14 protein-coding genes and 2 tRNA genes are annotated in these 10,143 nt (G+C 56.6%); 8 read left to right on the top strand and 8 right to left on the bottom strand.

What is annotated here, in order from left to right; all coding sequences use genetic code 11:
• The 3 genes from ACRC1E_RS09785 to ACRC1E_RS09795 all read left to right on the top strand — a co-directional run.
• On the top strand, positions 1-1,388 hold a 1,388-nt coding region (locus ACRC1E_RS09785), incomplete at its 5' end, for a bifunctional aconitate hydratase 2/2-methylisocitrate dehydratase (protein ID WP_438514910.1).
• Between the two features lie 62 nt (positions 1,389-1,450).
• Entirely contained in the window at positions 1,451-1,906 is a 456-nt protein-coding gene (locus tag ACRC1E_RS09790) for a DUF1499 domain-containing protein (protein WP_438514911.1), read from the top strand.
• A gap of 101 nt (positions 1,907-2,007) precedes the next feature.
• Entirely contained in the window at positions 2,008-2,211 is a 204-nt protein-coding gene (locus tag ACRC1E_RS09795; protein ID WP_438514923.1) for a DUF2788 domain-containing protein, read from the top strand.
• 9 nt (positions 2,212-2,220) lie between these two features.
• Here ACRC1E_RS09795 and ACRC1E_RS09800 read toward each other — a convergent pair whose 3' ends face one another.
• The 3 genes from ACRC1E_RS09800 to ACRC1E_RS09810 are packed head-to-tail and all read right to left on the bottom strand — an operon-like array spanning position 2,221 to position 3,081.
• Positions 2,221-2,466 (bottom strand): hypothetical protein, encoded by a 246-nt coding sequence (locus ACRC1E_RS09800; protein ID WP_438514912.1) that lies wholly within the window; start codon positions 2,464-2,466, stop codon positions 2,221-2,223.
• Between the two features lie 47 nt (positions 2,467-2,513).
• Positions 2,514-2,669 (bottom strand): hypothetical protein, encoded by a 156-nt coding sequence (locus ACRC1E_RS09805; RefSeq protein WP_438514913.1) that lies wholly within the window; start codon positions 2,667-2,669, stop codon positions 2,514-2,516.
• Positions 2,662-3,081: a hypothetical protein gene (locus tag ACRC1E_RS09810; protein WP_438514914.1), complete on the bottom strand. Its 420-nt coding sequence runs from the start codon at positions 3,079-3,081 to the stop codon at positions 2,662-2,664. The genes ACRC1E_RS09805 and ACRC1E_RS09810 overlap by 8 nt, the downstream gene beginning before the upstream one ends.
• A 114-nt stretch (positions 3,082-3,195) precedes the next feature.
• Here ACRC1E_RS09810 and ACRC1E_RS09815 point away from each other — a divergent pair, with 114 nt between their 5' ends.
• From ACRC1E_RS09815 to ACRC1E_RS09825, 3 genes are all read left to right on the top strand, one after another.
• Positions 3,196-4,083 (top strand): LysR family transcriptional regulator, encoded by an 888-nt coding sequence (locus ACRC1E_RS09815; protein ID WP_438514915.1) that lies wholly within the window; start codon positions 3,196-3,198, stop codon positions 4,081-4,083.
• Positions 4,084-4,161: 78 nt separating this feature from the next.
• Positions 4,162-4,647, top strand: a complete 486-nt coding sequence (locus ACRC1E_RS09820; protein WP_438514916.1) for a YajQ family cyclic di-GMP-binding protein — start codon at positions 4,162-4,164, stop codon at positions 4,645-4,647.
• A 127-nt stretch (positions 4,648-4,774) separates the two neighbouring features.
• Positions 4,775-5,737 (top strand): DMT family transporter, encoded by a 963-nt coding sequence (locus ACRC1E_RS09825; protein ID WP_438514917.1) that lies wholly within the window; start codon positions 4,775-4,777, stop codon positions 5,735-5,737.
• A 42-nt stretch (positions 5,738-5,779) separates the two neighbouring features.
• Here the strand turns inward: ACRC1E_RS09825 and ACRC1E_RS09830 are convergent, their stop codons facing one another.
• The 4 genes from ACRC1E_RS09830 to ACRC1E_RS09845 all read right to left on the bottom strand — a co-directional run bounded on the left by ACRC1E_RS09830 (position 5,780) and on the right by ACRC1E_RS09845 (position 7,324).
• Positions 5,780-6,208: a BLUF domain-containing protein gene (locus tag ACRC1E_RS09830; RefSeq protein ID WP_438514918.1), complete on the bottom strand. Its 429-nt coding sequence runs from the start codon at positions 6,206-6,208 to the stop codon at positions 5,780-5,782.
• 11 nt (positions 6,209-6,219) lie between these two features.
• Complete coding sequence (gene folE / locus ACRC1E_RS09835; RefSeq protein WP_438514919.1) at positions 6,220-6,945, bottom strand: GTP cyclohydrolase I; 726 nt, start codon at positions 6,943-6,945, stop codon at positions 6,220-6,222.
• 219 nt (positions 6,946-7,164) lie between these two features.
• Positions 7,165-7,241 (bottom strand) — tRNA-Asp (locus ACRC1E_RS09840).
• 7 nt (positions 7,242-7,248) lie between these two features.
• Positions 7,249-7,324 (bottom strand) — tRNA-Val (locus tag ACRC1E_RS09845).
• A 225-nt stretch (positions 7,325-7,549) separates the two neighbouring features.
• Between ACRC1E_RS09845 and ACRC1E_RS09850 the strand changes: the two genes are divergently transcribed.
• Together ACRC1E_RS09850 and tilS are read left to right on the top strand one after the other, a co-directional pair.
• Complete coding sequence (locus tag ACRC1E_RS09850; RefSeq protein WP_438514920.1) at positions 7,550-8,515, top strand: acetyl-CoA carboxylase carboxyltransferase subunit alpha; 966 nt, start codon at positions 7,550-7,552, stop codon at positions 8,513-8,515.
• On the top strand, positions 8,505-9,806 hold the full coding sequence (gene tilS / locus ACRC1E_RS09855) for a tRNA lysidine(34) synthetase TilS (protein ID WP_438514921.1): 1,302 nt from the start codon (positions 8,505-8,507) through the stop codon (positions 9,804-9,806). Before ACRC1E_RS09850 ends, tilS begins: the two co-directional genes overlap by 11 nt.
• Before the next feature lie 41 nt (positions 9,807-9,847).
• Here tilS and ACRC1E_RS09860 read toward each other — a convergent pair.
• On the bottom strand, positions 9,848-10,143 hold a 296-nt coding region (locus ACRC1E_RS09860), incomplete at its 5' end, for a Bax inhibitor-1 family protein (protein WP_438514922.1).

A 10,143-nucleotide genomic window follows, 5' to 3' on the forward strand; every position in this document is an offset into this window, starting at 1 on the left:
GTCCTGGCACCTATTGCGAACCGAAGATGACCACCGTAGGCTCGCAGGACACCACCGGACCGATGACCCGTGACGAGCTCAAAGATCTGGCTTGCCTGGGCTTCTCTGCCGATCTGGTGATGCAGTCGTTCTGCCATACTGCCGCTTATCCTAAGCCGGTCGACGTGCGCATGCACAAGGAGTTGCCGGCCTTTATCAGTACCCGTGGCGGTGTTTCCCTGCGTCCGGGTGATGGCGTGATTCACTCGTGGCTCAACCGTCTGTTGTTGCCGGACACCGTCGGCACCGGCGGCGACAGCCATACCCGCTTCCCGATCGGCATTTCGTTCCCGGCAGGCTCCGGTCTGGTGGCTTTTGCTGCCGCCACTGGTGTGATGCCGCTGGATATGCCGGAATCGGTGCTGGTGCGCTTCAAGGGCGAGCTGCAGCCGGGTGTGACCCTGCGTGATCTGGTGGGCGCGATTCCGCTGTATGCGATCAAGGCCGGTTTGTTGACCGTAGCCAAGGCCGGCAAGAAGAACGTGTTCTCCGGCCGTATCCTGGAAATCGAAGGCTTGCCGAATCTGAAAGTCGAGCAGGCGTTCGAGTTGTCTGATGCTGCGGCCGAGCGTTCGGCAGCGGCCTGCGCCATCGCGCTGGATAAGGCACCTATCGTTGAGTACATGCAGTCGAACATCACCTTGATGAAGGTGATGATTGCCGATGGTTATCAGGATGCGCGTACGCTGGAGCGTCGCATTGCGTCGATGCAGGACTGGATCGCGAATGGCGAACTCTTGAAGCGCGACCAGGATGCCGAGTACGCGGCCGTGATCGAGATCGATCTGGCCGACATCAAGGAGCCTATCGTTGCCTGCCCGAACGACCCGGACGATGTGAAGTTCATGTCCGAAGTGGCCGGCACTAAGATCGATGAAGTGTTCATCGGTTCGTGCATGACTAATATCGGCCACTTCCGTGCTGCATCCAAACTGCTGGAAGGCAAGCAGGATATCCCGGTAAAACTGTGGGTGGCTCCGCCGACCAAGATGGACGCCAAGCAGCTGACCGAAGAAGGTCACTACAGCGTGCTGGGCCGTGCCGGCGCACGCCTGGAAATGCCGGGCTGCTCGCTGTGCATGGGTAACCAGGCTCAGGTGCGCGAAGGCGCGACCGTAATGTCGACTTCGACCCGCAACTTCCCTAACCGTCTGGGCAAAAATACCTTTGTGTATCTGGGCTCGGCCGAACTGGCTGCGGTATGCTCCAAGCTGGGCAAGATACCGACGGTGGAAGAATATCTGTCCAACGTCAGCATCCTGAACGCCAGCAGCGCCGAGGTGTACAAGTATCTGAACTTCAACCAGATCAAGGACTATCAGGATATTGCCGACGGCGTGTCTGCCTGATCCTGAGCCTGACTGAACTGCCAACGGCCCCTTGCAAGGGGCCGTTTTTACTGGGGAATACGATGCGTAGCAAACTATTGGTTTTATTCTCGACTTTGGGGTTGGCGGCTTGTGCCGGCACCATGCCGAATAATTTGGGGGTGAAAAGTGGCCAACTGGCGGCTTGTCCTGCCTCGCCCAACTGTGTGTCCTCGCAGGCACCGGCCAGTGATGGCCAGCACCATATTGCCGCCTTGCGTTTGCGAGCCGCCGATGTGTCTTGGCAGCAGGTGGTGGCCGTAGTGAGCCGCTTGCCGCGCACCACGCTTGTCAGGCAGGAGGAGGGCTATCTGCATGCCGAAAGCCGTAGCGCCTTGCTGGGCTTTGTCGATGATGTCGAACTGTATCGGGCGCCGGGTGCCAGCCTGCTGGAACTGAGATCGGCATCAAGGTTGGGCTTGAGCGATTTTGGCGTAAACCGCGCGCGGGCTCAAAGTCTGGGTTCGGCGCTGGGTCAAGCCGGTTTGCTGGCTGAATAGCAAATGAGTCGGTAGCAGTGTTCTGTCATTCGTGGCGCGGCAGAATCGGTTATGATTTGGGTCAAATTTTTATCTGATATAACGGCATGGATCTTTCACACTTGAGCGAAGAGCAGTTTACCCATCTTTCCATGCTTTTCTTTCTGGGCGGTCTGGTGGTGTTTATGGGTTTTATCATCTGGGATTTGGGCAAGCAGTCCAAGGCCGGCAAGTTTGGCACTTTTATCCTGTTCCTGGCATTGGGTACCGGGGTAGCCGGCTTTGTATTCAAGAATGTGCTGGTCGAATTTATATTGAGCAAGTAGCCCGCCGGTTTACAGGCTGGCCAGTATCCCGCTCAGGCTCTGCCACAAACCGGTGTCGGTGATCAAGCCCAGAGCCAGTTGCAACACCCATACCAGCAATAAAACACCACTGATGCCTATGACTAGCAAGCCGGCGGCGAGGCCCACGCCCAGCTTGATCCAGCTGCCGCGGGATACTGCGCTGATCCGCGGCAGTACGTTTGCCAATAGCGGGGCGTAGCGTAGTAAGAATTTCGCGGCGATCATGAGTTTCATCTGTGTCTTTCTGTTTGTTGTGCTTGGTGGGAGGATGGCCGTTTCATTCAAACCAGCCATGCCGCACTAGCCGTTAGTGCCCCGCCTGCGCCCAGTGCGCCCAGCAAGCTGGCGTCGCGCGGGTTATGGTTGCGGTACTCGCCCCAGGCGGCAAGCCAGAGCGAGGAAACCAGCAGGGCGGTGATTATCAATAATTCAAGCATGCTGCACCTGTACGTTTAGGGCCGGCTTGCTGCAGTCCAGTCCCCATTGCTCAAGTACCTTGGTCAGTAGATGGCATTCTTCATCGGCTATATGGCGATCCGCCTCCATCACTTGTGCGCATAGCTGTAACACGGTCAGGCGCAGTTCGGTGTCGTCTACTTCGTTCAGCCAAGTGGTGAGCGACTGCGGCTTAAAGCGGTGGGCGTCGGCCCATGGCAGGCCTAAGAGCAAATCCTCGCAGAATGTGTGCATCAGGGTATGCAGGTCTTCGCGGCTGAGTCCCAGCCGGGGGTAGGCATTGGCTTTATCCAGTACATCCAGTTCGGACTGGGACAGGTGGCCGTCGGCCAGCATGGCCAGGATGACGATGCGGGCGGCAGATTGCGGGCTATTGTGTGGGTAGGTGCGCATTTCGTATTCCTCGCTGTTAACCCGCATCAAACTGTGTGGGCAGACAGAATATAGGGTATTTTATTTGCATGAAAAAGCAGACAATAGCGAAACAATAGTTCCGGAAAACAGAAAATGAGCCTGGATTTCAGTTACCGCCATCTTTACTATTTCTGGGTGGTCGGCAAGGAAGGCGGGATGTCCCGTGCGGCAGAGCGTCTGGGCATGGCCGTGCAGACGGTCAGCACGCAAGTGCGCGAGCTGGAGCGCACGCTGGGGGTGGAATTGCTTAAACCTGCCGGGCGCAAGCTGGTGTTGACCGAGGCCGGCACCGCGGTGATGCAGCAGGCAGATCTTATTTTCCAACTGGGTGAACAACTGCCTCAGCTTGCCCGTCATGCAGTCAGCGCGCCTTCCTTGCGCTTGGCGGTAGGAACAGCGGATGGTTTGCCCAAGCTGATGGTGCAGCGCCTGCTGCAGCCCGTGCTGGGTATGCCGAAGCTGCGCCTGCAGTGTCATGAGGGCGAGTTTGGCGATTTGCTGGCCGATCTGGCGCTGCACCGTTTGGATCTGGTGCTGGCGGATAGGGCGGCGCCGGCCAATCCCAATCTCAGGGTGTACAGTCATGCGCTGGGATCGTCGACTTTGGCATGGTATGCGCCACCCTTGCTGCTTGCGGATACGAGTCGGGATTTTCCGCATTCGCTCTCTCGTGTGCCGGTATTGTTGCCCACAGCGCACTCTGCCGTGCGTTCTAGGCTGGATCGGTGGTTTGAAAGCGAGAGGATACAGCCTTGTATTGTGGGAGAATTTGAAGACAGTGCCTTGCTTAAGACTTTTGGTGCTGGCGGAATGGGGGTGTTTCCTGCGCCGGATTTAATGCACGAGGCCTTGAATCGCCATTACGGCGTAACGCGTATCGCCCGTTGCGAGGGGGTCGAGGAGTATTTTTTTGCGATCGGAAACGAAAAGAAGGTGCTGCATCCTCTGGTGCTGCGTGTACTGCAAAGTGGCATTCAATAGCCGTATGGTGTGTTTGCGGCACTGACAAGGCGGGGGCAGGGCGCTAGAATGTGCAGCCTCATCAAGAAGGAATCCATCATGCCATCGTTTGATATCGTCTCGGAAGTGAATCTGGTTGAAGTGCGCAATGCCATTGACCAGACCAGCAAGGAAGTGGCGACCCGTTATGATTTCAAGGGGTCGAGTGCGCGTCTTGAACTGGCTGAAAAAGTGGTGACCCTGTTTGCCGATTCCGAATTCCAGATCGAACAGGTCAAGGATATTTTGCTGAACAAACTGGCCAAGCGCGGTCTGGATGTGCGCTGCCTCGATTACGGCAAGCTGGAGAGTGTGGGGGGCAATAAGGCCAAGCAGGTGATTACCGTTAAGGAAGGCATAGAGACCGAGCTTGCCAAAAAAATTACCCGTATGATCAAGGACTCCAAGGTCAAGGTGCAGGCCAGTATTCAGGGGGATGCGGTACGTGTCACCGGGGCCAAGCGCGATATCCTGCAGGAAGTCATTGCCATGATGAAAAAGGAAGTAACCGATTTTCCTTTGCAGTTCAACAATTTCCGTGACTGAATGATCGCTTTGCAAGCTGAATCCGCTTTGTTTTTGTAGATTGTATACAATTTTGCGCAAGATCAAGGTAGGACGGTGGGGCGGGTTCTAAGATCCGTCATTCACTTAAATTGGGCTTGTCAGTACTATGGAATCCCGCCCCTCCGGCAGCGCCGTCAAACCGGTGCTGCTTGTCATTTGTGCCATCCTGTTTTGGGCTAGCAATGTCGTTATTGCACGTGCTTTTCGGGCCGAACTGACTCCTTTCTGGTTGGCGTTCTGGCGCTGGTCTTGTGCCACACTGGTCTTGTTCCCATTCGTAATCCGGCCGCTATGGGTCGAGCGAGCGCGCTTATGGGCGGTGCGTGGCCGCCTGTTCTGGCTGGCTTTGATCGGTATTGTTGGCAACAACGCTTTTATCTACCTTGGCGTGGCCAGTGCCAGTGCCACCAGTGCGGCAGCGCTGCAGACCTTTACCCCTGTATGGATCATGATACTGGGCGCGCTGGTTTTGGGGCGGCGTTTGCCGGCACTGGCGTGGGGCGGGGTCATCTGTGCGGTGCTGGGGGCGCTGACTATCGCCTCCGAAGGCGATCTGTCTTCCATTCTGGCTTTGCAGGTAGGCGCGGGTGAATTGTGGCTGATTGCGGCCAGTTTGTGCTGGGCCATCTATACCCTGATCGTGATGACCTTGCCGCGCGATATCCATGCCGGTGCTTTGCTTGCCATCCAGATGGCGATGGGTTCGCTATTGCTGCTGCCTTTGGCGATGGTGTTTGAGCCTGCAACCCTGCCGCCGGTGCTATGGAGTCACGAGACATTGATTGCAGTGCTGTACCTCGGTGTATTTCCGTCGGTACTGGCTTATGTGTTTTACAACCGTGCGGTAGCGGTGTTGGGCGGGGAGCGTACCGGCAACTTCATGAATCTGCTGCCTGCTGCCTCCAGTTTGCTGTCGTTTGCTTTTCTGGGTGAGGCCTTGCAGAGCTTTCATATGCTGGGCTTTGCCGGCATCATGGGCGGGATCGTGTTATCGGCTGGGGCAATGCCCGCTTTGCCGCGCTGGCTGCGTGAGCTTGTGCGTGGCGATATACTGCCGATGTCGCGTTGAGTCGGCAGCAGGGGCCTGCTGCCGGTTGGTGTTTAGCCTGATTCAGCCCACTCGCCCGATAATGGCGGCCGTCGCGATCAGCTCTTCCAGTAAGGCCATCGAAGCCTTGCCGCTGACGGCAAAGGGGTTGAGCTCGGGCTTTTCAGAGTATTTAAGCAAGGTGCCCGGGTTGACCTTGTTCAGGTTGACCTGACCCATGGTCCAGTTGGAAAAGCGCCGCTCGCTGATTTCTTCAAAATGCAGCAACTCGACGCCGTGATGGCGTGTGTCCGCAGCAATGTGGCTATATAGCGCCGAGATTTCTGCGCGGCCACCTTCAAGTACCTGCATGAAAATATCGCCACTAAAACACAGGATGCCGGTTAGGCCGTTAGCCGGGTTGTGTTCGTGAGACTGGGCAAGAATGGAGTCGAGCAGATCCTGTGTGTGTGGCTGGACTGCACGGCTGGCATAAAGCAGGCGGACGAGCATGATGGTGGACCTCAGGTATTTTTATTAGGAAGCAGGGAGAGAAACTCGCGGCGCAGGGCGGGGTTTTTCAGGAAGGACCCGCGCATCACGCTGTTAATCATTTTAGAGTCCATATCTTTCACGCCACGCCAGTGCATGCAGAAATGATCTGCCTCCATTACGATGGCCAGTCCATCCGGACTCATTTTGTCTTGTAGCAGATTCGCCAGCTGGATAACGGCTTCTTCCTGAATTTGCGGGCGGCTCATAATCCATTCCGCCAGACGTGCGTATTTGGACAGGCCAATCAGATTGGAGTGCTCGTTCGGCATGATGCCTATCCACAAGCGGCCGATAATCGGGCAGAAGTGATGGGAGCAGGCGCTACGAATCGTGATAGGGCCAACGATCATGAGTTCACCCAAGTGCTCGGCATTGGGAAATTCGGTGACGGCAGGCTGTTCTACATAGCGCCCCTTGAAGATCTCGTTCAAATACATCTTGGCCACGCGGCGTGCCGTGTCCTGGGTGTTGTGGTCGCTATCGGTATCTATGACCAGGCTTTCCAGAACGCCCTTCATCTTGAGCTGGACTTCGTCCAGTAGCTCCGCCATTTCACCGGGGGCGATAAAGGCTGCAATATTGTCGTTGGCGTGAAAGCGCTGGCCGCTGTGGCGAATGCGCTCGCGGATGCGGCTGGATACCGGGGGTTTGTATTCAATGCTGCCGGTTGGTTCCGGTTTGATGTCATTGCTCACGTGCTAGGTCCTGTTCTCGTGTCGCTAACAAGGCCCGCCTTGATGCTGGCTCGGCCGAACTGATAGTTGTGAGTGTAGGGCAAATGACAAAGGTCGTCGATTATATGTCTGGCTATGCGGCCTGTTTTTATTGGGCGCGGCGGATACTATTGCGGGTGGCCATGTGTTGTGGGGAGGGCGCACAAGTTAAAAAAGCTTCCCGAAGGAAGCTTTTTTAACTGGCGGAGTGGACGGGACTCGAACCCGCGACCCCCGGCGTGACAGGCCGGTATTCTAACCAACTGAACTACCACTCCAAAACCTTGGTGGGCGCTGACGGGATCGAACCGCCGACATTCTGCTTGTAAGGCAGACGCTCTACCAACTGAGCTAAGCGCCCTGAATTCTTTCTTGCCGCCTGCTGTTTTGCTTGCAGTGCAACGAGGAGGCGAATTAGACCATAGGATGATTTGTTGTGCAAGCATTGTTGTGAAATTAATTCGGTTTTTAAGGGTGTTTGGGGGATTTGGCCGGCGGGATGTGTGTTTTGTCTGACATGAATAGTGACGTTGTCGCTGGCTGGCGGTATTATTCCGCCAGTTCCGCATATAAGGATGACGCAAGAATGAAGACGACCTTTCTCGATTTTGAGCAGCCAATTGCTGAGCTCGAGAACAAGATAGAAGAGCTGCGCTTTGTGCAGGATGATTCCGTGCTGGATATCTCGGACGAGATCGAGCGCCTGCAGAAAAAAAGCCTGGATCTGACCAAGGCTTTATACGCTAAATTGTTGCCGGTGCAGGTGTCACAGGTTGCACGTCATCCGCAGCGTCCTTATACCCTGGACTACCTGAACAGTATCTTTACTGATTTTCAGGAGCTGCATGGCGATCGTTCTTTTGCCGACGATCATGCCATCGTTGGCGGTATGGCGCGTTTTAACGGCCAGCCTGTCATGGTGATCGGCCAGCAAAAAGGGCGCGGAACCAAAGATAATATCCACCGCAATTTTGGCATGCCCAGGCCGGAGGGTTATCGCAAGGCTTTGCGCTTGATGAAGCTGGCCGAGAAATTCGGCATGCCTGTGATCACTTTTATCGATACGCCGGGCGCTTATCCTGGTGTTGGCGCGGAAGAGCGCGGGCAGTCCGAGGCTATCGGGCGCAACCTCTATGAAATGGCCAAGCTGCGCGTGCCGGTGATTTGTACGGTCATCGGTGAGGGTGGGTCGGGCGGGGCGCTGGCGATTGCTGTCGGTGACTATGTGAATATGTTGCAATACTCGACCTACTCGGTTATTTCGCCCGAAGGCTGTGCTTCCATTTTGTGGAAAACGGCTGAGCGGGCGCCGGATGCTGCCGAAGCGCTGGGTATTACTGCGCATAGGCTTAAATCGCTGGGGTTGATTGATCGCGTGGTGAGCGAACCTGTTGGTGGTGCGCATCGCGACCATGCCGCCATGATGGCGGGCCTCAAGCGCGTACTACAGGAGCAATTGAAAGAATTGACTGCCCGTAGTATCGACGAGTTGCTGAAAACACGTTTTGACCGGCTGATGAATTATGGACGCTACAAGGAAGATGCCGCCTGATTTGCTGCAGCGTTTTCTGGAACACTGGCCGGACACCTTGTCCGGCCAGTGTCATTTGGAGCTGGGGCTGTCTGGTGGCGTGGATTCAATGGTTTTGCTCGATCTTCTGGCGCGAGCTCGCCGGCAGTTGGGTTTTTCGCTATCGGCTGTGCATGTACATCACGGCTTGAGTGCGCATGCCGATGCATGGGCAGGGGTTTGTGCCGGGGTTTGTGCTGCTCTGGGTGTGCCGCTACGCGTGGAGCGGGTGCTTGTTGCCGTGGCCGGGGGGGAGTCTCTGGAGGCTGTTGCCAGGCGTGAGCGTTATGGTGTCTATGCGGCATCTGCGGCTGACGCAATTGTACTGGCGCATCATCAGGATGACTTGGCCGAAACGGTGTTGTTGCAGTTGCTGCGCGGTGGCGGGCCGCGTGCGCTGGCGGCGATGCCGGTGTGGAGAGTGCATCAGGGCGTTGCTTTGTGGCGGCCGCTACTGGGTTTTGCACGCAGTGAAATAGAAGCTTATGCGGCTGCGCACAGCTTGCAGTGGGTCGAGGACGAAAGCAATGCGGATACGCGTTGGCGACGCAACCTATTGCGGCACAAAATATTGCCGCAAGTTGCGCTGACTATGCCGCACTACCGCCAGCATTTGACGCGAACCGCATCATTGTGTGCAGATGCCGCCGAAATTCTGCAGGAAGTGGTGCGCCATGATCTGGCTGCCGTGCTAAGTCATGGCCGGTTGAATATGGCCGTTTTTGAGCGCTTGTCAGTGCCGCGCCAGCGCCAGTTGCTGGTGCACTGGTGTGAGCAGCTGGCATTGGGCCAGCCTGCCCCTGCGGCGCTCGAGAATTTTCGCACGCAGTTGCTGGCTGCCGCTGCGGCAGCGTCACCTCAGTTGTCGCTGCGTGATGGTGTGCTGGTACGTTATCGTGATGAGGTATGGTCTTTTCGTCGTGCGCGGGATGTGTCCGAACGGACGCTAGGCGTTCTGCTGCCGGGGGTGGATAGCCTGCAGGAAGGGTGGGCGGGGCGTTTGACTGCACGGATGGCGGATAAGGGTTTGCCGGCGGCTTGGTTGGAGGGTGGGCTGCGCCTGCTGCCGCGCAAAGGGGGCGAGTGCTTGGTGCAGGCCGTGGGGCGTAAACCGGTCAAGACGCTATTGCAGGAGGCAGGATTGCCGCCGGCGCTACGCATGCAGTGGCCACTCTTGTATCGCGGCAACGAGCTGGTTGCTGTGCCTGGGGTTGCTATCGCATCTGATTGCCTGGAGACGGGTGGGTGGTTGCCCGAGTGGGCGCCGCAGTAAAAAAAGGCGCCGTAAGGCGCCTTTCGTTTGGGTGCTATGGTTTAGTCGCGCTGGCCGCCAAAAGCCATCAAGAGATGCAATAAGCTGGTGAACAGATTGTAAACACTGATGTAGATGGTCAGTGCTGCCGAAATGTAGTTGGTCTCGCCACCGTCAACGATGGATTTGACCTGCCACAAGATCATCAGCGAGCTGAACAGGGCAAAAGCGGCCGAGATGGTGAGCTGCATGGCCGGTATGCGCAGGAAAATATTGGCGACCATGGCCACCATCAGTACTACTGCGCCCACTGTCAAAAATCGGCCCAAGCCGGATATGTCGCGCTTGGTGGTGGTAG

This window comes from Craterilacuibacter sp., assembly GCF_051659485.1.
GTDB lineage: Bacteria > Pseudomonadota > Gammaproteobacteria > Burkholderiales > Chromobacteriaceae > Craterilacuibacter.

Excerpts from the sequence above, each read along its gene's own strand:
- ACRC1E_RS09790 (WP_438514911.1), top strand. The coding sequence starts at position 1,451 with ATGCGTAGCAAACTATTGGTTTTATTCTCGACTTTGGGGTTGGCGGCT.
- ACRC1E_RS09800 (WP_438514912.1), bottom strand. The coding sequence starts at position 2,466 with ATGAAACTCATGATCGCCGCGAAATTCTTACTACGCTACGCCCCGCTA.
- ACRC1E_RS09805 (WP_438514913.1), bottom strand. The coding sequence starts at position 2,669 with ATGCTTGAATTATTGATAATCACCGCCCTGCTGGTTTCCTCGCTCTGG.
- ACRC1E_RS09810 (WP_438514914.1), bottom strand. The coding sequence starts at position 3,081 with ATGCGCACCTACCCACACAATAGCCCGCAATCTGCCGCCCGCATCGTC.
- ACRC1E_RS09815 (WP_438514915.1), top strand. The coding sequence starts at position 3,196 with ATGAGCCTGGATTTCAGTTACCGCCATCTTTACTATTTCTGGGTGGTC.
- ACRC1E_RS09820 (WP_438514916.1), top strand. The coding sequence starts at position 4,162 with ATGCCATCGTTTGATATCGTCTCGGAAGTGAATCTGGTTGAAGTGCGC.
- ACRC1E_RS09825 (WP_438514917.1), top strand. The coding sequence starts at position 4,775 with ATGGAATCCCGCCCCTCCGGCAGCGCCGTCAAACCGGTGCTGCTTGTC.
- ACRC1E_RS09830 (WP_438514918.1), bottom strand. The coding sequence starts at position 6,208 with ATGCTCGTCCGCCTGCTTTATGCCAGCCGTGCAGTCCAGCCACACACA.
- ACRC1E_RS09850 (WP_438514920.1), top strand. The coding sequence starts at position 7,550 with ATGAAGACGACCTTTCTCGATTTTGAGCAGCCAATTGCTGAGCTCGAG.
- tilS (WP_438514921.1), top strand. The coding sequence starts at position 8,505 with ATGCCGCCTGATTTGCTGCAGCGTTTTCTGGAACACTGGCCGGACACC.